The organism is Paenibacillus sp. FSL H8-0280 (assembly GCF_045040665.1).
GTDB lineage: Bacteria > Bacillota > Bacilli > Paenibacillales > Paenibacillaceae > Paenibacillus > Paenibacillus xylanexedens_A.
In genome coordinates, this window is record NZ_CP150296.1 from 2,653,925 (window position 1) to 2,675,788 (window position 21,864).

The 21,864-nt window shown below is 41.8% G+C and carries 25 protein-coding genes; all 25 read left to right on the plus strand.

Annotated features, from left to right (window positions below; genetic code table 11):
- Nucleotides 1–86: 86 nt before the first annotated feature.
- The 25 genes from MHI12_RS12025 (at nt 87) to MHI12_RS12145 (ending at nt 21,844) form a co-directional block, all read left to right on the plus strand.
- Nucleotides 87–1,139 carry an ABC transporter substrate-binding protein gene (locus tag MHI12_RS12025; protein WP_405172462.1) on the plus strand — a complete coding sequence of 351 codons (1,053 nt, stop codon included), beginning with the start codon at nt 87–89 and terminating at the stop codon, nt 1,137–1,139.
- A 221-nt stretch (nt 1,140–1,360) separates the two neighbouring features.
- Nucleotides 1,361–2,425 (plus strand): polysaccharide deacetylase family protein, encoded by a 1,065-nt coding sequence (locus MHI12_RS12030; RefSeq protein ID WP_405172463.1) that lies wholly within the window; start codon nt 1,361–1,363, stop codon nt 2,423–2,425.
- A 193-nt stretch (nt 2,426–2,618) separates the two neighbouring features.
- The gene (locus MHI12_RS12035) at nt 2,619–3,149 is read left to right on the plus strand and encodes an AAA family ATPase (RefSeq protein ID WP_405172464.1); all 531 of its coding nucleotides are present in this window, start codon (nt 2,619–2,621) and stop codon (nt 3,147–3,149) included.
- A gap of 61 nt (nt 3,150–3,210) precedes the next feature.
- Nucleotides 3,211–3,360 (plus strand): DUF952 domain-containing protein, encoded by a 150-nt coding sequence (locus tag MHI12_RS12040; RefSeq protein ID WP_405172465.1) that lies wholly within the window; start codon nt 3,211–3,213, stop codon nt 3,358–3,360.
- Nucleotides 3,361–3,385: 25 nt separating this feature from the next.
- The gene (locus MHI12_RS12045; protein ID WP_405172975.1) at nt 3,386–3,871 is read left to right on the plus strand and encodes a GNAT family N-acetyltransferase; all 486 of its coding nucleotides are present in this window, start codon (nt 3,386–3,388) and stop codon (nt 3,869–3,871) included.
- Nucleotides 3,872–3,883: 12 nt separating this feature from the next.
- A complete protein-coding gene (locus tag MHI12_RS12050; protein WP_405172466.1) occupies nt 3,884–4,414 on the plus strand; it encodes an AAA family ATPase in 531 nt (176 codons plus the stop codon).
- A 48-nt stretch (nt 4,415–4,462) separates the two neighbouring features.
- Nucleotides 4,463–4,930, plus strand: coding sequence for a DUF2691 family protein (locus MHI12_RS12055; RefSeq protein ID WP_405172467.1), 468 nt, complete (start codon nt 4,463–4,465; stop codon nt 4,928–4,930).
- A gap of 402 nt (nt 4,931–5,332) precedes the next feature.
- Nucleotides 5,333–5,830, plus strand: coding sequence for a GNAT family N-acetyltransferase (locus tag MHI12_RS12060; RefSeq protein ID WP_405172468.1), 498 nt, complete (start codon nt 5,333–5,335; stop codon nt 5,828–5,830).
- A 2-nt stretch (nt 5,831–5,832) separates the two neighbouring features.
- On the plus strand, nt 5,833–6,375 hold the full coding sequence (locus tag MHI12_RS12065; RefSeq protein WP_405172469.1) for a GNAT family N-acetyltransferase: 543 nt from the start codon (nt 5,833–5,835) through the stop codon (nt 6,373–6,375).
- Nucleotides 6,372–6,941: a hypothetical protein gene (locus tag MHI12_RS12070; protein WP_341007015.1), complete on the plus strand. Its 570-nt coding sequence runs from the start codon at nt 6,372–6,374 to the stop codon at nt 6,939–6,941. Before MHI12_RS12065 ends, MHI12_RS12070 begins: the two co-directional genes overlap by 4 nt.
- The gene (locus tag MHI12_RS12075; RefSeq protein ID WP_341007016.1) at nt 6,938–7,396 is read left to right on the plus strand and encodes a GNAT family N-acetyltransferase; all 459 of its coding nucleotides are present in this window, start codon (nt 6,938–6,940) and stop codon (nt 7,394–7,396) included. The genes MHI12_RS12070 and MHI12_RS12075 overlap by 4 nt, the downstream gene beginning before the upstream one ends.
- 155 nt (nt 7,397–7,551) lie before the next feature.
- Nucleotides 7,552–8,019, plus strand: a complete 468-nt coding sequence (locus MHI12_RS12080; RefSeq protein ID WP_405172470.1) for an NUDIX domain-containing protein — start codon at nt 7,552–7,554, stop codon at nt 8,017–8,019.
- 348 nt (nt 8,020–8,367) lie between these two features.
- Nucleotides 8,368–8,913 (plus strand): GNAT family N-acetyltransferase, encoded by a 546-nt coding sequence (locus MHI12_RS12085; RefSeq protein WP_405172471.1) that lies wholly within the window; start codon nt 8,368–8,370, stop codon nt 8,911–8,913.
- A gap of 166 nt (nt 8,914–9,079) precedes the next feature.
- The gene (locus MHI12_RS12090) at nt 9,080–10,108 is read left to right on the plus strand and encodes an alpha/beta fold hydrolase (protein ID WP_405172472.1); all 1,029 of its coding nucleotides are present in this window, start codon (nt 9,080–9,082) and stop codon (nt 10,106–10,108) included.
- A 26-nt stretch (nt 10,109–10,134) separates the two neighbouring features.
- Nucleotides 10,135–10,551: a hypothetical protein gene (locus MHI12_RS12095; RefSeq protein WP_405172473.1), complete on the plus strand. Its 417-nt coding sequence runs from the start codon at nt 10,135–10,137 to the stop codon at nt 10,549–10,551.
- Between the two features lie 207 nt (nt 10,552–10,758).
- Entirely contained in the window at nt 10,759–11,946 is a 1,188-nt protein-coding gene (locus MHI12_RS12100; RefSeq protein ID WP_405172474.1) for a glycoside hydrolase family 5 protein, read from the plus strand.
- A 205-nt stretch (nt 11,947–12,151) separates the two neighbouring features.
- Nucleotides 12,152–12,691 carry a GNAT family N-acetyltransferase gene (locus tag MHI12_RS12105; RefSeq protein ID WP_405172475.1) on the plus strand — a complete coding sequence of 180 codons (540 nt, stop codon included), beginning with the start codon at nt 12,152–12,154 and terminating at the stop codon, nt 12,689–12,691.
- Between the two features lie 166 nt (nt 12,692–12,857).
- Nucleotides 12,858–13,133 (plus strand): hypothetical protein, encoded by a 276-nt coding sequence (locus MHI12_RS12110; protein ID WP_017688984.1) that lies wholly within the window; start codon nt 12,858–12,860, stop codon nt 13,131–13,133.
- Between the two features lie 11 nt (nt 13,134–13,144).
- Complete coding sequence (locus MHI12_RS12115) at nt 13,145–13,945, plus strand: phosphotransferase (protein ID WP_405172476.1); 801 nt, start codon at nt 13,145–13,147, stop codon at nt 13,943–13,945.
- Between the two features lie 235 nt (nt 13,946–14,180).
- Complete coding sequence (locus MHI12_RS12120) at nt 14,181–15,062, plus strand: AraC family transcriptional regulator (RefSeq protein WP_210107860.1); 882 nt, start codon at nt 14,181–14,183, stop codon at nt 15,060–15,062.
- A gap of 22 nt (nt 15,063–15,084) precedes the next feature.
- Nucleotides 15,085–16,356: an ABC transporter substrate-binding protein gene (locus MHI12_RS12125; protein ID WP_405172477.1), complete on the plus strand. Its 1,272-nt coding sequence runs from the start codon at nt 15,085–15,087 to the stop codon at nt 16,354–16,356.
- 91 nt (nt 16,357–16,447) lie between these two features.
- Nucleotides 16,448–17,353: a carbohydrate ABC transporter permease gene (locus MHI12_RS12130; RefSeq protein WP_036609058.1), complete on the plus strand. Its 906-nt coding sequence runs from the start codon at nt 16,448–16,450 to the stop codon at nt 17,351–17,353.
- 5 nt (nt 17,354–17,358) lie between these two features.
- Nucleotides 17,359–18,177, plus strand: coding sequence for a carbohydrate ABC transporter permease (locus tag MHI12_RS12135; RefSeq protein ID WP_405172976.1), 819 nt, complete (start codon nt 17,359–17,361; stop codon nt 18,175–18,177).
- A 5-nt stretch (nt 18,178–18,182) separates the two neighbouring features.
- Nucleotides 18,183–20,738, plus strand: coding sequence for a hypothetical protein (locus MHI12_RS12140; RefSeq protein ID WP_405172478.1), 2,556 nt, complete (start codon nt 18,183–18,185; stop codon nt 20,736–20,738).
- Nucleotides 20,739–20,773: 35 nt separating this feature from the next.
- Nucleotides 20,774–21,844, plus strand: a complete 1,071-nt coding sequence (locus tag MHI12_RS12145; protein ID WP_405172479.1) for a glycoside hydrolase family 105 protein — start codon at nt 20,774–20,776, stop codon at nt 21,842–21,844.
- The last annotated feature ends 20 nt before the right edge of the window (nt 21,845–21,864 follow it).

Below are 21,864 nucleotides of genomic sequence, written 5' to 3' on the forward strand. Positions count from 1 at the left end.
GAATACGGATACCGACACAATGATATAACAATATGCGCTCTGCATTGGTGAATGCTGAGCGTCACATGGAGATGGGGGATGCGTGAGTGAGAAGACATGTGAACGGGTTGTGTTTGTTCATTCTACTGCTGCTTGTCGGTTGCACAACCCCTGAGTCTGAATCTGTTCCTCCTCCCATCTCGTCTAACAACTTAGAAACTCTTCCCTCCGTTGAGGAATGGATGGAATCAGCGGTAGCAAGGGATACCTCTACGAAACCGATTGTCTTGGGTTTTTCACAACTGGGCAGAGAGAGTGCCTGGCGTCTGGCAAACTCCACGTCTATTCGCAATGCTGCGGCTGAATCGGGAATCTCCCTTGTCATAAAAAATGCAGAACAGTCTCAGACGAAACAGTTCGAGGCTGTTCGGTCGTTCATCAGGCAAAAGGTGGATGTCATTGCCATTGCACCTGTCGTGGAATCGGGCTGGGATGGTATTCTTCAGGAGGCCAGGGATGCAGGTATACCTGTTATCATCGTAGACCGGTCAGTTGATGTCAAAGACACTTCACTTTTTGTGACAACGATTGGTTCGGACTTTTATGAGGAAGGTGTGAAGGCCGGGAAGTACATTCAGGATCGGATGCGAAATCACCCGGGTTTGATCCGGATTGCCGAACTGCAAGGCACGAGTGGTTCTACGCCTTCCATCCAGCGTGGCGAGGGATTTAGAAGCATTTTCGAAACCAGAGCAGATATCATCTTCTCCCAAAGTGCTCCTGCCGATTTTACGGAGGACAATGGGAAACAAGTCATGAAAGAATTCCTTCAGGTCCCGGAAGACAAACGGCCGCAGGTTCTTTTTGCCCATAATGATGAAATGGCGTTTGGCGCCATACAAGCGATAGAAGAAGTTGGGCTGAAGCCGGGAGAGGACATTATCATTGTCTCAGTGGACGGCTCCCGCAAAGCACTTGAAATTCTGGCGAGTGGGAAAATCAACGCTGTGGTGGAATGTAACCCGCTGCTTGGTCCTCAGCTTATGCAGGCTACAAAAGAAATTATTGCAGGGCGTACACTCCCGAAGCGCATGGTGCCCCCGGAGGACATCTTTACACAGGAGAGTGCTAAACGGGAGATGTACAACAGGCGTTTCTAGAATTCGTGAAAAATTAGAACATTTTGGATAAAATTCAATTTACTTTAAATAAACTTATCGTTTATACTGAACTCACCTTGAACTAAAAGCTCTTCTTTATGAGAAAGGACGTAGCGGATTACATACTTTTGAAAGCGCTTTTTTTCAAGGGGTGAAATTTTGATAAAGAGAGGGAGTGTAGAAGGTATTATGCTGTGAATATAATATGAGGAGGTAATTTTATGTTCAAAGTTAAGCTGGCAAAGGCGGTAATATCTCTCGCACTTTTCGGTACCTTGTTTTCTATTCCGGCGGTGCCCGATGCTCGTGCTGCAGATGCAAGTTGTCCGAATGGTTATGTAGGTCTGACGTTTGATGATGGCCCATCTGGAAATACAACAAACATGCTTAACGCGTTGAAGCAGGCTGGCTTACGGGCAACGATGTTCAATGTTGGACAAAATGCACAAAATAATAAATCTCTGGTTACTGCACAGGTGGCAGCTGGTATGTGGATTGGCAATCATTCCTATACACATCCAAACATGACTACATTAAACAGCTCTCAGATGTCGTCAGAGATTACTCGGACACAACAGACGATCCAGTCCATTACCGGAAGTTCACCTAAACTGTTCAGACCTCCTTACGGTGCGACAAATGCGACCTTGAAATCCGTTGTGAGCCAAAACGGCCTGAAGGAAGTACTGTGGAATGTAGATTCCCAAGACTGGAATGGTGCCAGCGCAGCCCAGATTGTGGCAGCTGTGAACACGATGAAAAGTGGTGACGTCATTCTAATGCATGATCAGTACCAGACGACACTTCAGGCCATTCCGCAGATTGCACAAAATCTGAAGAATCGTGGCCTTTGCTCCGGCATGATCTCATCAACGACAGGTCGGGCAGTCGCACCCGATAGTAGCACTACGAATCCCCCGAGTAACGGAACCAAAGTGGAAGCTGAGAACATGACCAAAGGTGGACAATACACTGGCAATATCAGTTCTCCTTTCAATGGTGTGGTCCTTTATGCCAACAATGATTTGGTTAAATACACTCAGAATTTTGCAACGAGCACTCATAATTTCTCGCTTCGTGGAGCTTCAAACAATGCCAACATGGCTAGAGTTGATTTGAAGATTGGCGGACAGACGAAGGGAACCTTTTACTTTGGCGGAAGCGCCCCAGCGGTTTATACCCTGAATAATATCAGTCATGGGACGGGAAATCAGGTCATTGAGTTGGTTGTAACAGCCGATGACGGGACATGGGATATATACATCGATTACTTGGAAATACATTAACAAGCTCAAGGTTGATTGAAAAATAATGCACTATGATGAAATCCCGTTGGGTTGACCCAATGGGATTTCATTATGTTTTTTGCCATTTTGTAACACAAAAGTGGAAGGAAAACATTTATAATGGATGAAATTGTATATGAGAAGAATCTGGTTTCTATTGAAAAATTTCATTGAATGGGAGTGAAATCATCAAATGATCATCATGATTAATGGAGCGTTTGGTTCGGGAAAAACTTCTGCAGCAGAAGCACTTCAGCCCTTAATTGCAAACAGCATGATCTACGATCCTGAAGAAATAGGTTATATGCTCAGAAAACTTCTTCCGGAGAATTGTAGAGAGGAAAGGGAACGTACGGATGATTTTCAAGATATCGATCTATGGAAAATTCTAACCGTAAAGACGGCAAAAGAAGTAAAGCAGAAATACAACAAACACTTAATTGTCCCCATGACCATCTATAAAGAGGAAAACTTTAATTACATCTATAACGGGTTGAAAGAGATCGATCAGGATATTCATCATTTTTGCCTAACGGCTACAGAAGAGACAATTTATCATCGTTTGGCTAAACGCGGAGATGAATATGGAGGCTGGCAGTATCAACAAGCACCAAAGTGTGTTGAAGCTTTCAAGGATGAACAATTTCAAACTCGCATTGTTACAGATCATCTGGAGACCAGTGAAGTCATAGAACTCATATTGAAAAAGGTCCTATCCAAATAATTATCATTTGTTTTTAATAGGAGGGTTTTATGATGATTGTACATGTACTCTCAAGAACAGAATGGGAAGACGCGTTGATCAATGGGATTCTAAAATAAAGTCAGAAGTTATATGGGAAGATCTGTATAATGAAGACAGGGAATATTCTCATATTTACGGTGAGTTAAATCTAGACGCGGTATTTCATATATATGATGAAGAAATGAATTGAAGAGGATGGAACCTAATTGACGACTGTGACTTTTGAAGAGGTAACCGAACAGCACCTCCCTGAAATTAGAGAGATTTATAACTATTATGTAACGAATACAACGATTTCGTTTCATACGGAGGAATTAGATCTTGATCAGATTAAATCCTCTGTCATGAACAAAGATACGCGGTATAAAACTTATGTAATTCTTGAAAACAATCAAATGATGGGCTATGTTCTGATCACCCAATATAAGAGTAAACAGGCATATGACATTTGCGGTGAAGTCACCATATATTTAAAGCCCGATATTTTGGGAAAAGGCTTGGGGAAACAAGCACTACGTTTTATTGAGAAGATTGCAAAAGAACAAGGGTTCAATACCTTAATTGCAACGATTTGCATGGAGAATACCAGAAGTAAATCATTATTCGAGAGAAATGGTTATGAACAATGTGCTCTATTTAAAGAGATCGGATATAAATTCGATAGAAAACTGGATATTGGAAGTTTCCAAAAGATATTGTAAGGAGAATACGAAATGAGTAGAAACCTATATATTATATCTGGCCCCCCTGGAGTAGGGAAATCTACAACTTCAAGGCTGCTAGTTCAGACTTTAGATAAAAGTGCTTACATTTCTGGAGATGCGGTTAGTCACTTTCCGGTTAAAGGGCGAGGTAAACCCTGGCTTGATAAGGATACACACAACTTAACTTGGAAAAATATATCTAGTCTGGTGAAAAACTTATTGGATTATAAATACGATGTTGTTCTAGACTATGTGGCCTTTCCGGAAGACGTTGATGGATTAATGACAGAATTGGCAGATTATAATGTTCGCATAATTTATGTTGTACTCATGGTTGATCGTCAAACGATTATTCGTAGAGACCGTCTAAGAGCAGAAGAATATCAAATGAAAGAAAGAAGTATAATTCTGCTGGATGACTTTGAAAATCATCTGGATTTGAGAAGTGATAACAAGCTGTATACTAATCATTTTACAGAAGAACAACTACCTGAAATAGTAAGTGAAATTATAAATAATGAGAAATATCGAGTGAAATAACTGTACTGTTATTATGCTTCGAATCGAAAATGATAAGAGGGTGAGCAGATGAACAGAGGAATACGTTTTGAAATACCAAATGCCTATGGTCGCTTTCTTGGGGAGATTTTAAAACCAATGGAGGTATCTAATTTCGATTGGTTTATTGGGGAGGAGGAGTCCTATTTCGTTGTTGATGATACGTTAGGAAATGATCTTTTTCCGGATATGATTATGGGTATGAATGGAGAAGAATTACAGAAGATTATTGATAACAACGAGTATTATTTAATATTTGCGAATTTAAAAGCATTTTCAAAAGGCACACAAATAACAGATGTTATCACCTATGAAGATTATATGTTGAGTGACTGTCAGATGGTTCTTCTTGTGATCGATAGTACCTACGTCACGGTTTATTGTAAAGATTTAGAGAAAGTCGAGGAATTATATAATCATATAAATAGACAGGGATTTGAATCTCTCGCATATTTAACGGATGAGAATGATACGAGGACAATACTATCGGTCTGGTGATAAAGAAGCTTGGGATTAACTGTTAAGGTTTGATAGAGATCCCATGCTTTCGTTGTTATGCATGAGCATAGCGTTGAGTTTAGTGTTAGGGGTTAAACGCTAACGAACCTGACACGTCTTATTGAGGAATTTGAAACGCCCTCCGAAATCTAAGGAATCTGAGACACGTTATATCAGAAAAAATAGCCTTTTGTAGCGTTTTTATCAGATGATTTTGGGAAATAAGATGTCTCATGTTCCTTACAATTTTAAAAGAGGACGGGAAGGTCGAATAAGATGTCCTGTGTTCCTTAGAAAATCGCCTGAGTTTGAAGACACACTCTAGTCCGTTTCCCCATGATATTTGAATGTTTATGAATACGACGATTACATCTTATGAATGAAGAAGGAGTTGAGAGGAAGATGGAGACAGAACGACTTATATTTCGGAAATATACTAAAAATGATTTCGATTTACTTTTTGAAATGACACGTGAGCCGAATATGATGAAATTTATAAGACATGGCGGACCCTGGACGAAGGAAGAAACCATGCAAAGCCTTGAAAAGTTCATCAACTGGAATAAAGACGATAAGGGGTTGTTCCTCGCATTCAACAAAGAGGATAACAAGTTAATTGGAACCTCTGGACTGATTCCTCAAATCATTGAAGGCACTGATGAGCTTGAAGTTGGTTACTGGGTTGTAGAGCAATACTGGGGAATGGGTTACGGATATGAACAAGCAAAAGCGTGGAAAGAATATGGCATGGATCACTTGAAGCAGAAAAGATTAATATCGTTGATTCAACATGGCAATGTGGGTTCTATGAAAGTCGCGCAAAAGAATGGCATGAAACACGAGAAGGACGTAGACATCATAGGGAAAAAAGTAGCGGTGTACTCGATTGAGGTGAATTGAATATGACTCTATTTCCTGAACTAGAAACCAAAAGATTGCTGTTAAGAGAGATTAAACAGAGTGATACTCAAGACATACTTCATATTTTTTCTTCAGATGAAGTTACAAGGTTCTACGATGTAGAAAGTTTCACGAATACAAAACAAGCAGAAGAACTCATACAAAGATGGACTGAACGATTCGAAAATGGTCAGGTCATCCGCTGGGGAATTGCTTTGAAATCGGACAACAGAATTATTGGAACATGCGGGTTTCATGGTTGGATGAAACAACATCATAAAGCTGCGATGGGATATGAGTTAGCACCGGAGTTCTGGCGGCAGGGTTACATGACCGAGGTAGCTCAGAAAATCGTTGAATATGGATTCAAGAACCTTGAATTAAACAGAATTGAAGCATTTGTCGAGCCAGAGAACGCGGGATCAAGGAAGTTGCTTGAGAAAATTGGGTTCAGTGAAGAAGGCATATTGAAAGAACATTTTATTTGGAAAAATCGATTTGTAGATAATGTCATCTATGCATTTTTGAAGAAAGAATATGTATGAGAATACGAATTATTGGATCTTGCGGTAGTGGGAAATCAACATTAGCCAAGGAATTGTCGGATAAATACGGTATTCCTTCCTATGAATTAGACAATCTCATATGGGACAGAAGCGCCGACGATCTGAGATATCCTGAAAGTGTTAGGGATGAATCCATTCAATCTATTGTCTGTTCAGAGGCTTGGATCATAGAAGGAGTGCAGTGCAAAGATTGGACAATTAAGTCCATCCAGGAAGCGGATTTGATTTTTGTATTAGATCCAAATGTTTTCATTAGAGATTATCGGATTATAAAAAGGTTTGTCTTGTCCAGAATGGGCTTGCAACCGTGGAATTACAAGCAGTCATTCAAGAACTTATGCAAGATGATTGTGAAATGGAACCATCAATATAATATAGAAGAAGTTATATGTACAATTAACCAAAACAGTAAGACTGCAACAATCACGAAGAATAAAAAACAAGTTATTCAGTTGATTGAACATCATTGGGAAGTGGTTGTAAGTGAGAGCGAAAAGAACTTTAGAGGTAATCAAAGATTATCGAAAGAGGAGATACAGTGGTGAATATAAAAATACAACCAGTCACACGAGAAAATTGGGAAGAAGCACTGAAGATCTCTTTGTATGAACACCAAGCGTCATTAGTTCCATCCGTTGTTGAGGGGATCGCTTACGCCTATATAAAACCGTGGGATGAAGCATTTGATCCTTACGTACTTGAGATTGATGGGAAGGTATTTGGTTTCTTTTATCTAAGTTATACGCCAGATAGTACAGATAATTACTGGATTGGTGGTTTTCAAATCGATCAATCCTATCAAGGTAAAGGAATGGGAAAGAGCGCTTTAAGAGTCATTCTAGATTACATTACGAAACAGCATCCGGTATGCAAGGTTATTTCATTAACGGTTGAACGGGATAACGAAATAGCACAGAATTTGTATAAGAGCATGTCCTTCTTTAGTGAGAACAGAACCAATTCAGATGATGAAGTGATCTACAGGTTGGAAATAAAATGATAGACTCAGCATTTCAGAGGGCAATATATCTTTGTTAACCAAAAGCGAGGATTGGTTGCGGTATTCACAACGATTATATCCGATGATAGCTTGTTACCACTTCAATGGTTTGACAATTATATATTGAAAGAATAGTTGTTTATGGGAGAGATAACATGAGCCACTGGTTTGATCTAGATGAATTTGATCCAGAGTTAATCAAATTTGCAGTTATGATCGCGAAATACAATAATAAATTCATCATTGTAAAAAATAGGAAAAGAGGAGGTTGGGAGATTCCAGGAGGCAACAAAGAAATAGGGGAAACACTTTTACACACGGCAAGTCGAGAACTCTATGAAGAGACAGGGGCAGTACGCTTCGAATTGATACCATATGGTGTATATGAATGGAATGGGAGCTTTGGTATGGTTTCTTATGCTGAGGTTAATTTGCTAGAGAGCTTACCGGAGTCTGAAATCGATGAAATAAAGCTTGTGGATGTATTACCTGAAGGGATGAACTTCGGAGATATGTTTTATCGTTTCTCAGACAGATGGGATGGACTTGAGAACCATAAGCTTAAGAAATACACTATCGAAATAAATCATTTGAATGAGTTACCAGTAATTAAAATAAGCTAGTTTTAGATGGAGGAACTCTTTTTGAAGCTAAAGGAGATGAAAAGAACTAGTGAATAAGAATAAGGGACTCATCATGTCACTATTACTTTTATTGCTTTTAATTTTGTTATGGGATTCCTTTCGAACTTCAATTTTTGAAGCAGTTACTGTTCAAAAGATTAGTGAAAATGAAATGACTGTAATTAATTTTAATAATCTTGAAAGAACAATATCCGTTCCAATGGATATGTCAAAACTAATTGAAAAGAACAAGGAATACACTATTTTGTACGATAAAAGGGTCTTTGATAAATACAGACTTCGATCAATAAAGCCATAGGATCTTAGAAATAACATGGGGAAGGAGAGATGGCAACGATCATGATAACGTATAGAACGTTGACACTTGATGATGTGAACCAGCTGCAGGAAATAGATCGCTCGGAACATATTGATCTCATTTATGAAATGAGAGAGAACCGATTGGTTGAGCTTGAACAAAATCATGAATGCTCAAACTGGGATGAGATGCTTTTGAAGGAGATTCAAAATCGATATGTGTACGAATTAGAACAAGGTGGCATGGCATATGGCGCGTTTGCTGACGATCAATTAATCGGATTTGGTGTGCTAGCACATCAATATAGAGGAAAAGAACGAAATCAATTACAAGTTGACTTGATGTATGTCTCATGCGGGTACAGAAGACAAGGTATTGGAAAACGTATTCTAAACGAGTTAGGTGAAGAAGCTAAGAAACGTGGTGCACAGTATCTGTATATTTCCTCCACAGAGACGAAATCAGCGGTATCCTTTTATAAAAGTCAGGGCAGTCAGATTGCAAGCGAGATTGATCAAGAACTTTATGACAAAGAGCCGAAAGATATACATATGATAAAGGAGCTGGGCACATGACAACGGTTGGCATACTCGGAACCATTCATATGTATCGTAGGAGCCGATCACAATTACATCTTCCAAGAAGAGCTAAAGATAGAACCCGTTGAATTGTTGTATCCGTTACGATAAAGGAATCGCTGGTAGAAAAGACAAATGAAACTTATTATTTAAGGAGCATTACATGCGAAAAAAAATACGTAAAACACTCAAATACAGCATATTTAGTATTATTTTAATAGTTATAGTAGCTCTGATATTTCCCACATGGACACCCAAAATTAAAGGTGAAAACAGTATCAGCATGTTAGAGCAGGTCGAAATTAACGGTACAGGACATGAAGTCATGATCAGGGGAGTTGACCGAAGTAATCCTATCCTGATTTTTGTGCATGGCGGGCCGGGATGTTCGGAGATTCCGTACGTAAGGAAGTATCAGAAAGAGCTTGAGCAACACTTCACGGTGGTGCATTACGATCAACGTGGGAGTGGGAAGTCCTATCACTTTTTTGAGGATTACTCGAATCTGACAACAGATGTATTAGTAGATGATTTGTTAGCGTTAAGGGATTATGTATCTAAGGAGTTAGGTCAAGAGAAGGTTATATTAATTGGTCATTCATTTGGTACATACATCGGGATGAAAGCTGCGGCTAAAGCACCCACTCAGTTTCACGCTTATATAGGCATTGGACAGATGGCTAATACACTTCAGAGCGAACTGGAAAGTTTGGAGTACACGTACGAGCAAGCAAAACAAGCCGGCAATGAAGATGATGTTAAAAAACTGGAGCTAATTGGCAGCTCGATCGAGCAAGGAAAGGAACTTACGCCTAGAATTTTGTTGCAAAAGTACGGTGGTGCAGCCAGACTCATCAACGAGAATAGAGATTATATTTCAGGATTCCTTTTAAATCCCGAATATAATGGGCTGGATATGATTCGCTTTTATACAGGGATGTTCAGTTCACAAGACATCTTACTGAATGAAGCATTTGATCAAAATTTACCTGATATTGTTGATCATTTGGAAATTCCTACCTATTTTGTAACGGGTAAATATGATTATATGACCACTGCGAATGCAGCACGTGATTATTTTGACGTATTGGATGCACCGATCAAAGACTTCATTGTATTCAACGAGTCAGCGCATTACCCACAGTTTGAGGAGAAAGAAAAATTCGTGAAATGGTTAAATGAGCTATTTTAAGATGCATTGAGAGGAGCAAGATCATATTGTTAAGTGAAGTCATTGAGCTTGAAGAAGAGAGTGATGAAAGTTACCGGTGTTACACTCTGCAAAATACAGTGCAAATATTCAAACATTGCATACATGATGAGGATTTAAATGACGTTCGAATATATGTGTCCACTAATACATCGTTAGATTCAATTGTTCATAAAATAGAAGACTACATTAAGTGGTTTTCAACTTGTGAGACTGTCTTTCGAGATTATTATGAGAATGAACTTCAGGAAAAAGTACATCAGAATTGGTTTAATGAGATTGAAGTCTATCGCGCGGATATCACATTTAACAGTTTAACCGACTACGGCGCAACAATATCTTGCGGGGATAATCTCCTGCACGATCACATCATGATGATTGATTTTGATCGAGAACAAATTCAAGCAATACACTTAAACGGATAGTTGGATTATTTTGTAGTAAATCGTCAAAAAAGAGAAATAAAGATATCGCTTTATTTTCCATATATGTGTTATTATGTTGGTGCGAGACGGAATTTTCATTTGTTTGATCGACAGGAAAGGAGGCGCGAATTCTCGAATCATTCAATCTGTATCAATAGATTAACTGCACTGCTTGTTAAAAATAATAGAATAAGCGGAGGTATGGTTATGTTCAAAAAGTGGAAAAAATTCAGCATCAGCAGCTTGGCACTGGTATTAGTGGCTGCGGTAGCCTTTACTGGATGGAGCCCCAAAGCATCCGCAGCAGACGCTTCGCAAGTGGTGGCTGAGATGGGTGCAGGATGGAATCTCGGCAATCAGCTGGAAGCAGCGGTGAACGGTACACCGAGTGAGACAGCTTGGGGCAATCCTACGGTGACTCCGGCGCTGATCCAAAAAGTGAAAGCAGCGGGCTTCAAGTCTATTCGTATTCCCATCTCCTATTTGAATAACATTGGAAGCGCTCCCAATTATACGATTAATGCGGCATGGCTGAATCGAATTCAGCAAGTTGTGGACTATGCGTACAATGAAGGTATGTATGTGATCATCAATATTCATGGCGATGGGTACAATTCCGTTCAAGGTGGATGGCTGCTCGTAAATGGTGGCAATCAGACTGCCATTAAGGAAAAATATAAGAAGGTGTGGCAGCAGATTGCGACCAAGTTTAGCAACTACAATGATCGTCTTATTTTTGAATCCATGAACGAAGTGTTCGATGGCAACTATGGCAATCCGAACTCGGCTTATTACGCCAACCTGAATGCCTACAATCAGATCTTTGTGGATACGGTTCGTCAAACTGGAGGCAACAACAATGCCAGATGGTTGCTGATTCCAGGTTGGAATACCAATATTGACTACACTGTTGGTAATTATGGCTTTGCTCTTCCGACAGATAATTACAGATCCTCAGCAATTCCTAGTTCGCAAAAGAGAATCATGATCTCGGCACACTATTACTCTCCTTGGGATTTTGCAGGTGAGGAAAACGGTAATATCACACAGTGGGGTGCAACTTCTACGAACCCTGCCAAGAAGTCTACTTGGGGCCAAGAGGATTATCTTGAATCGCAGTTTAAGTCCATGTACGACAAATTTGTAACTCAGGGCTATCCTGTAGTGATTGGTGAGTTCGGTTCCATTGATAAAACGTCGTACGATTCAACCAACAATGTATACCGCGCTGCTTACGCCAAAGCGGTTACCGCAAAAGCCAAGAAATACAAAATGGTTCCAGTTTATTGGGATAACGGACACAACGGTCAACATGGTTTCGCATTGTTTAACCGCTCGAATAATACCGTGACTCAGCAAAATATCATTAATGCGATCATGCAAGGTATGCAATAATTTACTGTCTATCTGCATCCGTGCAAACGGCGTGTTCCTTTAAAAGGGACATGCCGTTTTTTTTGTGTTACCCGAGGTGAAGTCGTACAACATTTACCAATGCATTTTACATAAGCCACATACAGAATTCATTAAATCCCACAATAGCTTTTATATACTTAATTTGCTTGATATAGCGAACTAAAAGGACTAGGTGGTAGACAGAATGTTAAAAAAACGTGATTTGCAGGAATGCCATTCACTGTACAGCTTAATGATGGACCCCGCAGTTTCTCCTTACGTTCGTTATGCATGCCAATCGTATGAGGAATATCTATTCCTGACCAAACAATTGATGGCTGAAGAAGAACAAAAAACGGTGATTTCCCGAACGATTTTGAATGAAACAGGGCAGCCTATTGGAACTATTGATCTATATCATATCGAGCATCAAACCGGTTTTTTAGCCACATGGATTGGTTCACCGTTTTTTGGAAATGGGTATAGCCAAAGAGCCAAATCAGCCTTCTTTGTTGAATTATTTCTGGAACATGGGATTGAAACGGTATTTATGAAGATACGCAAGCAGAATATAAGATCCAGAAAAGCAGTACAAAAGCTGCCTTATGTGAAGTTAGCCAATGGTGTGTATCCAGATGTATATCAACGGATTAATATGAATGAACAGATGTATGATCTGTATTGTGTTGAACGGTCAGCCTTTTTCGAAAATAGTATGGATCTGCACCAAGTGGTAGCTACGTAACTTATTCAGAGAGCATCAACAGCGGCGTCAGTGATGAAGCCGCTATTTGATATGATGATATAGGAACAGACCGTGAATATAACATGCAGGAATATAGACTAGAGAATCGAAAGACATTAAGTAGATAACCTCATAAAAAGTGGACGGTTAATCAAGGAGGCATGAAATGAATAATATTAACAAGATTTTGGGTGTAGTCCTCATGCTTGGCAGTGTGTTTATCTCAACGATGGAGAGAATTTCAATCCGAGTCTCTGTCGCTATAGTAGAAGCAGGATACGCTTCAGGAGGGACCAACGTACCCCAGTTTGCTCAGATGAACGAGCATCCAACAGGTTTACTTGTATACTTCATGTTTTTTGTTGGATTCATACTATTGGTGGCGGGATTCCCGGGGAGTTATAAGAAAAATCGTAATCATGGGCATAGCAAGGAAGTTTAGCTTGAGGAGGGATGAAAGTGGCCCAACAGGAGGAAGTGTTATCGGGAGGTAATGTGAATCAGGTCGTCAGAATAGGTGAGACGGTTCGCCGGCATGCCAAACCAAATCCATATGTGGTTGAACTGCTTTTACATCTTGAAAAAGTTGGTTATGATCATGCCCCTCGATTTCTGGGAATAGATGAACAGGGGCGAGAAATACTTTCTTACCTCGAAGGCATCGTTCCAGGCAATGACTACCCTGATCTAGAAGAGTATATGTGGTCAGACGAATCTTTGATTGAAGTCGCAAAACTGTTGAGAAGTTACCATGATGCGACCGTTGGATTTACAACAACATCAGTTTCAACGAACAGATATCCAGGCATAACAGAAGATGAAGTTGTATGTCATAACGATTTTGCGCCGTATAATGTGGTGTACAAGGATGGCCGTCCCCAAGGCATTATTGATTTTGATATGGCGGGTCCGGGTCCGCGAATGTGGGATATCGCCTATGTCTTGTATACATCCGTTCCACTCGCAGATTTCTCACCAGAGATGGACGGAAAGAGTGTAATGCCATACGCCAGCCAGGCGCACGGAACTGCTCGAAAAGAACGGATTGCCTTATTCATGGCAACGTACGGGCTGAGTGTTCCAGCAGATTTGAAGGATTGGGTCATATCCCGTATCCGTTTCATGTGTAAAACACTGACTGATCGTGCGGCTGATGGAGATGTCGCTTTTATGAAGATGGTCGAAGAGGGGCACCTGGCCCACTATGAGAAAGAAGTCATTTTTCTTGAAAACCATTGGGATGAATGGGTTTGAAAGGTAATGCTAATGGACCGCGTGATAGCCTACGGGCTGGACAGCGGTTTTTTTGTTTCCATCTTCGAATCCCTATGAATTCCATTCTAAACATTTTCAACAATTGTGATCAACAATACAGCAATATAGTTCAGATTAGATCGAAATAACTGTGATACAATTCATTGTAAAGCGCTATCATTGTAAATTATTAAACTATATTGCTTTTTATATTCTGGGAAGGGAGATCTTACTGATGCTAACCATACACACCCCGACGAATATTGCTTTGCAGGAAAATGAAGTTTATGTGCGATCAGAAGCAGATAATTTTCAGGATGAATGGCCTGTTCATACGCATAATGGGTATGAGATACATTATTTTATTCAAGGAGATGCAACCTTTTTAATCGGTGACCGAATATATAAACCGCTGCCTGGAGATATGTTTATATTCAGAGGCGGTGTGCCCCACCGAATCAATCCTTCAAGAGAAATCGTGTACAAGCGAAGTTTTGTCAATTTCACGGAATTATTGCTTTTGGACATGCTTGCTGTCAGTCAGTTGGAGAATCTGATGTCCATATTCCGTCATCCCAATGGGTTATTGGTGCATTGGCCTCCGGAGGAGCGTGAGTATATCACAGCTATATTTAAGGGAATCAAGGAGGAGATGGGGGCAGGAAATACAGGGTACAAAACAATGGTCAAATTAAGTCTTACCCAATTGCTACTGCGGATTTACCGGAAAACAACCAGTGAGCAATCCGCCAATCCTATCTTATGTTCTTCCCAGAAGCAAACAAGCGTAAGCCGGGTTCTTCATTATTTAAACCAGAACTACACGGAGAATGTTTCATTGGATGAACTGTCCAAAACACTCCATTTGAATAAATACTACATTTGTCACTCTTTCAAAGAGACGACGGGATATACCATAAGCAATTATGTTATACGGAAAAGAGTTGCAGAGGCCAAAAAATTGTTGCTGTCTACGGATGCACCGATTTTGTCCATATCTGAGACGCTAGGTTTTAACACACCTGTATATTTTAGCAGGGCCTTTAAACAATATGTGGGTGTATCACCACAGTTATTCCGTAAAAGTGAATTGCTCAACGAAGCCAAAATTCATTAGAACCTTCCAAGGAGATGTTGATATGACAAGAAGAACAACGTTTAAGCTCATCACTAGCATGGTATTGGTCATGTTACTCATCGTATTGACTGCTTGCGGAAATTCAGGTACCAATGCTAATCCAAAACAAACAACCCTGGATTTCCTGTGGTTCTCTGACGGAAAAGAGGGAGAAGTCATCAAGGAAATCATTAAAGACTATGAGCAGACCAATACCAAGGTTAAAATCAACCTGATTGAAGTTGGCTTCAAGGATATCCAAACCAAATTAAAAACAATGATATCCGGTGGAAAGCCACCTGCCCTGAGCCGGGTCACGGATACCGGATCATTTGCTAATCAAGCGGTTGATCTGACACCTTACGTGGACAATGCGGACCAATTCGAGGATCAATTTATTGACTCACTTAAACCTTATTATGTTATTAATGACAAGCTGGTAGCGGCGCCTATGGATGTTACAGCGAATGGGCTTATTTATAACAAAACCTTATTTGATAAAGCGGGCGTCAAAGTACCGACCTCTCCTGACCAGGTATGGACGTGGGATGAATACACAGCTGCGTTAAAAGAGGTTATGGACAAAGGTGGAGCACGTTATGGCATGGTATGGGATGTCACTCCGCATAGATGGTCCACTCTTTTGTATCAGAATGGCGGAAGCATCTTAACAGAGGATGGCACTGCGGCAGCGATTAACAATGAAGCCGGAATCCGTAGCATGGAGCAGTTCAAGCAGCTTCATCAAGAAGGGATCATGCCCGAATCCGTGTGGCTCGGAGGGGAAAATCCGAACAACCTGTTCCGTTCCGGGACGGTGGCTACCCACTGGGCTGGCAACTGGATGATCAGCAATTACAAGGATATCACTGATTTTGAATGGGGAGTCACCTACATGCCAAAAGGAACACAACGTTCTTCAGTGCCAGGCGGGAAGTTTCTGATGGCATTCAAAGGCAGCGGATATGAGCAGGAGGCGGCAGAATTTATTGAATACTTAACGTCCAAAGAAGTGAATTCAAAATATAACCAGGAATCATTGTTTATGAGTCCACGGAAGGACAGCTCTGTATTAAATTATGAATTCGGCAAGGAGATGTTTGAAATTTTCGCGGATGAACTGAAGAACAGTTCGCCTCTTGCAGCTAATGACTGGTCCAGACAGACCATTATATCCAAAATATCAACGGACCTGAAAAATAATATTGTTGAGGTTTTATCCGATAAGGCAACTCCACAGGAGGCATTGGATCGAACAGCCGAACTGATTAACGAGGCTATTGGCAGTCAATAAACGTAAAGCGCTTTGGTTAATTCGTATACGGGGGCTTACCGATTCCTGTGAAGCCTCCCTTTCGAATAACGCATAAGGAAGGGGCAAACAGATGAGTGAAGGACAACGATTAAACAAAAATACGCTGGCAAAACAGAACAGGAAGCTCGTTATTGCTCCTTATCTGTTTATACTTCCTAACCTCCTGATCTTTGGAACTTTTATCGTATTTCCCTCTTTATTGGGCCTCTATTATTCCTTCCATGTCTATGATGGATTGAACCCAATGAAGTTCAACGGGCTGGATAATTATATCAAAATTATAGGGGATCGGGAATTTTGGTCGACCATCGGACGAACGGGGATTTATGCAGCGATTGTTGTTCCGCTAATATATGCAGCAGCGTTAGGTATTGCTTTGCTGCTTGCACGCGAGATTAGAATGCGCGGGTTCTTCAGGGCCGTATTTTACTGGCCGACCATGATTTCTTACATTATCGTAGGATTGACCTGGAAGTGGATTTTCGGAGATTCATTTGGCATTTTGAATCATCTGTTAACCGTGGTTGGTGTGGAACCTGTTGGTTTTTTAACCTCTTCCTTTTGGGCAAATACGGCTGTAATCATCGCGACAGTATGGTCACGTGCAGGCTTTTTCATGGTCATTTTTATCGCGGGTTTGCAGGCTATACCTACGGATTATTATGAGGCTGCCCGCTTGGACGGGGCAACTGGAATGAAGGTGTTCCGCTATATCACACTTCCGTTGTTGAAGCCCACAAGCTTGCTTGTTGTTATGCTGACTCTGATTGACGCGTTCAAAGCATTCCCACTTATGTTTGCGCTTACAGGTGGTGGTCCGGGCAAAGATACTACCTATATTGTTCAATATATTTATGAGATTGGCTTTAACAGACAGGAGCTCGGTCTGGCCAGTGCCATGTCGGTGATACTGTTTATCCTTATTGGTGGATTCTCGGCTCTGCAATTCCGTCTATCGAAAGGAGGGGCTACGTAATGGTCATGAAGCCTATGGTCAAAATCTTCATCTACAGTCTGTTAAGTGTTGCCGCAGTGGTGTGGCTCCTGCCTGTCCTGTGGGTCGTGATTTCTTCTCTAAAAACGAATAGCGATCTGTACAGCTTCCCTCCCAAGCTATGGCCGCAGCCAATCACCTTTGAGCATTTCAAGGAGGCATTCAGTAAAGGCAATTTTGGCTTGTATTTTATGAATAGTACGATCGTAACTGTAAGCTCAACGCTGCTACTGTTATTGATTAACTCCATGGCAGGTTTTGCACTCGCGAAATATCGCTTCCGCGGAAGCGCGATCATATTAATCGCTTTTGTCTCAACACTCATGATTCCGATTGAGGTAATTATGATCCCCATATTCAAGGTGCTGAGCGCACTGGGGCTGTATAATAGCCTACTCGCGATTATTATCCCGCCAGCAGCAACCCCGACAGGTGTGTTCCTTATGCGGCAGTATTTGTTGTCCGTACCGGACGAGCTGTTGGAAGCTGCCCGGATGGATGGAGCGGGCGAATGGAAAATTTACTGGAGCATTATTCTTCCGATAGCGAAGCCGATTCTTGCGGTGCTCGCAATCTTCTCCTTCATGTGGAGATGGGATGATTTTGTATGGCCGTTAATTGCAATTAGTGATCCATCGAAATATACGATTCAGCTTGCGCTCTCTAATTTTATTGGTGAGTACAACGTGGATTGGGGAAGTTTGCTTGCGATGTCCGTCATCACGATGATTCCGGTACTGATTGTTTTTATGGTTTTCCAGCGGTATTTTGTCAGCGGTATGATTACTTCAGGAATGAAAGGATGAGTTGAATGTCAGATACCACCCGGAGTGGGATGGATACCTTGAATTATAAACCGATGAAATTAGGTCACAATCAGGTCATTAATCATTGGATGATCAGCGGCATATATACGAAGCCTGTTGCCTTTGTTCCAACAACGATGGAGGGAGATATTAATGATTGGCTTATCGATGGTTTTGCCATTCATGAGAATCCATGCAGAAAGGAATTTGTAGAACATAGGAGAACGCAGCCTCTGAACCGATTTTTTGATCAATGGAGCGAGTTTCCTAGCCCGGGAGACGACTTCGTTGGAGAAGAGAACGGAATGCCTTGGGCACTGTATTCTCCTTGGAATAATCCACGGGTGGAGCAATCAGGATTTTGGTTTGTACCGACACATCTCCGCAGTTACGCGGCGACAAGACTCATTTCTCCGACTGCTCATACCGCTTCTTTGCGGATTAAGACCTATGGCAGTCTGACGTTGTGGGTGAATGGGGAAATGGTAACGGATTTTGCGCCACTCATGCGTAACAAGGAGCAGGAAATCGTAATTAAAGCTGAACTTGTAGCTGGAATCAATGAGATCTATGCCTGCTGGGAGGATCTGGCTGAGCGGGATACGATGTATGCTTTTGCGGTGGAATACCTGGGAGACGAGGAATTGGTGATTTCCCTGCCTATTGCTCCTCATTTGGCGGAGTCTGTAAAATCCGCAGAGGAAGCCCTCGAACAGGCTTATTTTCCTTCGGATCTCTTCAGAGGTGAGCAGATTAAGCTCAAGCTGCCACTTCCCTTGCCGGACATCGTTAGAGAGGTTGATATTCAGTATGGCAATTTTTTTGACGGTACCGAAAATAAGACGATACACATCGCCGAAAAGGAAACGGACCTGGTCCTGGGACATACAAATCAACTCGGTCATCATTACGTATATTTCACGCTGGCTATTTCAGTTTCAAATGTTGTACTAACCAAGAAGTTTGGCTGCCAATCCTATGATACGAGCTATGATGAGGCTGCTCAGCAAGCTGCGGATATTGAAGCTCGCAAATCCCTGGCTCTGCGATGTATTGCCGAGAAGGGCAGTCCCAATATTCATAAGGCCATCGCCATGCTCAAAACAGGAGGCAATCTGCAAGAAGCGGAGAACATTTTGCTTGAGGGTGTGGAAGGGATTGAGCAACGGAAGGATTGCAGTGACTTCTATCTGGTGGGGCTGTTCCGTCTTTGGAGAGATGAGCGAAATAGCGGTCTGTTCAGTGAATCGTTCTGGGATCGGGTGAAAGCAAGCATTCTGGGCTATCGGTATTGGATAGATGAACCTGGCGATGATGTAATGTGGTTCTTCAGTGAGAATCATGCCTTGTTGTTCCATACCAATGAACTGTTAGCCGGACAGCTGTTTGGGGATGAAATGTTCAGCAACAGTGGTGAATCCGGTGAAGTACACCGTCAAAAAGCAGAGCAGAGGCTTGCATTATGGTTTGAGCGCTTTTTGGATGAAGGATTGGCAGAATGGAATTCAAGTGCATACATTCCGATTGATGCGGTTGGGTTGTTGCATATCTATGAATTTGCCCATAATGAACAGCTCAGACAGCAAGCCAAAAAGGCAATGGACCTGTTATTCTATTATATTACCGTTCAGATGCATCAAGGCGTCTTGTCCACAACGTTTGGGCGCAGCTATGAGAAGGAACTGCTGGGTGGTTATGCAACGGGAACCACTTCAATGTGCTGGATCGCTTATGGCGTTGGCAATGTAAACAATTATTCAATAAGCAATGTTGCCTTGAGTTTATCGGATTACAGTCCTCCAGCAGCATATCAGGAGCATCTGTTGCTTGGGGAGAAGCAGCAGTTAGTGTTCGCCAATCAGCAGGGCAAGGGAGGTTACGCCAAGCTCTATCACTGTCGGACCAGGGAATACTCCTTATCCTCCATCATTCGCTTTCGTCCAGGCAAGCCAGGTTATCAGGAGCATGTCCAGCATTTATCTCTGTCACCTGAGGCGCTGATCTGGGTGAATCATCCGGCAGAAATATACAAGCATGGGGATGGTCGACCTTGTTTCTGGGCTGGGAATGGAATATTGCCCGATGTTGTTCAGCATGAGGGGATTGCTTTGATGATGTTTGATATTCCTGCGGATAACAACTCTGACTGGACACATGCCTATTTTCCTACTCACTCCTTCACGGAATGGGTAAGGCATGAGAACTGGCATTTTGCTCGTTTGGATAAGGGTTATGCAGCTATATATGCGGCCAACGGGACGAGTATGGAGAGCAGCGGGGTGACAAGAGAACGTGAGCTTATTTCACCTGGCTTGCGTAACGCCTGGATTATAAGAGCAGGAAGCGAACAGCAATTCGGGTCATTTGACGCTTTTATCAACCAAGTTCGTTCTGCAAACCCGCAATTCGATAATCAAGCTTTAACTCTCACTCTAACAGACCCGGTATATGGTCCAATTCAATGGGGAATGAACAAACCTTTTCTTATTAAAGAAGAGGAAATTATACACGAAGGTTATGGAGTGAAGGGACAACTGAAGTTACTGGACATGGAGCGCTGAATCGTGTGCAAGAAACCAAGGGAGTGATAACCAACATGCCGAATCAAATGTTGTTACAGGAGAGAATAAGCAAGGTATCCCAAGCGATGGAGTCTATGAAAAACACAAGCATCAATGAACAGTTTCCCATCGGACTAATCGACATACATCTATGGGAATGGCCGCAAGGTGTTGGTCTGTATGGCTTGCTTCAGCTCCATGAGGCAACGAAAGATCCTAAAGTGCTGGAATTTCTCGAATCATGGTACAATGCAAGGCTGATGGAAGGATTACCGGAAAAAAATGTGAACACCTGTGCTCCGCTCCTTACTTTGATCTCACTATGCGAGCTGACCGGAAACAAGGAGTACGAACAGGTCTGTGAGGAGTGGAGCAGTTGGATCATGGATGGACTGCTGCGAACCGGAGATGGTGCGTTTCAGCATATGATCACGGGAGACGCCAATGATGGTCAAATTCTGATTGATACCCTGTTTATGACGGTGCTATTTTTGGCCAAGGCAGGGGTATACTTCAAGAAACCCGACATGGTGGAAGAAGCCAAACGACAGTTCCTTGTGCATATCAAATATCTATATAACAAGAAAACCGGATTGTTCTATCATGGCTGGGATTTCAATGAAAATCATAACTATGGTGCTGTTCATTGGGGAAGAGGCAATGCATGGTATACGGCGGGAGTTATGGATTTCCTGAATATCATTCCGATCGAAGACGGGCTAAAGGCCTATCTGCTGGATACAGCAACCGCTCAAGTCAGAGCACTGAGCAAGCTTCAGGGTGAGGATGGCATGTGGCACACTGTGCTGGATGATCCAACCTCTTACAAAGAAACCTCGGCAACAGCAGCGATTGGATACGGCATTCTCAAGGGAATCCGGTATGGATACCTAGATGAATCCTATCGCCAGAATGGCTTGAGTGCGCTTGAAGCGGTGTTGAAACAAATTGATGATCACGGAGTTGTACAGCAGGTGTCCTATGGTACACCTGTGGGGCAGGATGCTCAGTTTTATAAAGATATACCGATCAGTCCGATGGGGTATGGACAAGCACTTACGTTGTTTATTCTGATTGAGGGCTTGCGGGTCCCAACCGCCGAATAGAATAAGGCGGACTTGTACGG

Excerpts from the sequence above, each read along its gene's own strand:
- MHI12_RS12030 (WP_405172463.1), top strand. The coding sequence starts at position 1,361 with ATGTTCAAAGTTAAGCTGGCAAAGGCGGTAATATCTCTCGCACTTTTC.
- MHI12_RS12035 (WP_405172464.1), top strand. The coding sequence starts at position 2,619 with ATGATCATCATGATTAATGGAGCGTTTGGTTCGGGAAAAACTTCTGCA.
- MHI12_RS12040 (WP_405172465.1), top strand. The coding sequence starts at position 3,211 with ATGGGAAGACGCGTTGATCAATGGGATTCTAAAATAAAGTCAGAAGTT.
- MHI12_RS12050 (WP_405172466.1), top strand. The coding sequence starts at position 3,884 with ATGAGTAGAAACCTATATATTATATCTGGCCCCCCTGGAGTAGGGAAA.
- MHI12_RS12055 (WP_405172467.1), top strand. The coding sequence starts at position 4,463 with ATGAACAGAGGAATACGTTTTGAAATACCAAATGCCTATGGTCGCTTT.
- MHI12_RS12060 (WP_405172468.1), top strand. The coding sequence starts at position 5,333 with ATGGAGACAGAACGACTTATATTTCGGAAATATACTAAAAATGATTTC.
- MHI12_RS12065 (WP_405172469.1), top strand. The coding sequence starts at position 5,833 with ATGACTCTATTTCCTGAACTAGAAACCAAAAGATTGCTGTTAAGAGAG.
- MHI12_RS12070 (WP_341007015.1), top strand. The coding sequence starts at position 6,372 with ATGAGAATACGAATTATTGGATCTTGCGGTAGTGGGAAATCAACATTA.
- MHI12_RS12080 (WP_405172470.1), top strand. The coding sequence starts at position 7,552 with ATGAGCCACTGGTTTGATCTAGATGAATTTGATCCAGAGTTAATCAAA.
- MHI12_RS12085 (WP_405172471.1), top strand. The coding sequence starts at position 8,368 with ATGGCAACGATCATGATAACGTATAGAACGTTGACACTTGATGATGTG.
- MHI12_RS12090 (WP_405172472.1), top strand. The coding sequence starts at position 9,080 with ATGCGAAAAAAAATACGTAAAACACTCAAATACAGCATATTTAGTATT.
- MHI12_RS12100 (WP_405172474.1), top strand. The coding sequence starts at position 10,759 with ATGTTCAAAAAGTGGAAAAAATTCAGCATCAGCAGCTTGGCACTGGTA.
- MHI12_RS12105 (WP_405172475.1), top strand. The coding sequence starts at position 12,152 with ATGTTAAAAAAACGTGATTTGCAGGAATGCCATTCACTGTACAGCTTA.
- MHI12_RS12110 (WP_017688984.1), top strand. The coding sequence starts at position 12,858 with ATGAATAATATTAACAAGATTTTGGGTGTAGTCCTCATGCTTGGCAGT.
- MHI12_RS12115 (WP_405172476.1), top strand. The coding sequence starts at position 13,145 with ATGAAAGTGGCCCAACAGGAGGAAGTGTTATCGGGAGGTAATGTGAAT.
- MHI12_RS12120 (WP_210107860.1), top strand. The coding sequence starts at position 14,181 with ATGCTAACCATACACACCCCGACGAATATTGCTTTGCAGGAAAATGAA.
- MHI12_RS12125 (WP_405172477.1), top strand. The coding sequence starts at position 15,085 with ATGACAAGAAGAACAACGTTTAAGCTCATCACTAGCATGGTATTGGTC.
- MHI12_RS12130 (WP_036609058.1), top strand. The coding sequence starts at position 16,448 with ATGAGTGAAGGACAACGATTAAACAAAAATACGCTGGCAAAACAGAAC.
- MHI12_RS12135 (WP_405172976.1), top strand. The coding sequence starts at position 17,359 with ATGAAGCCTATGGTCAAAATCTTCATCTACAGTCTGTTAAGTGTTGCC.
- MHI12_RS12140 (WP_405172478.1), top strand. The coding sequence starts at position 18,183 with ATGTCAGATACCACCCGGAGTGGGATGGATACCTTGAATTATAAACCG.
- MHI12_RS12145 (WP_405172479.1), top strand. The coding sequence starts at position 20,774 with ATGCCGAATCAAATGTTGTTACAGGAGAGAATAAGCAAGGTATCCCAA.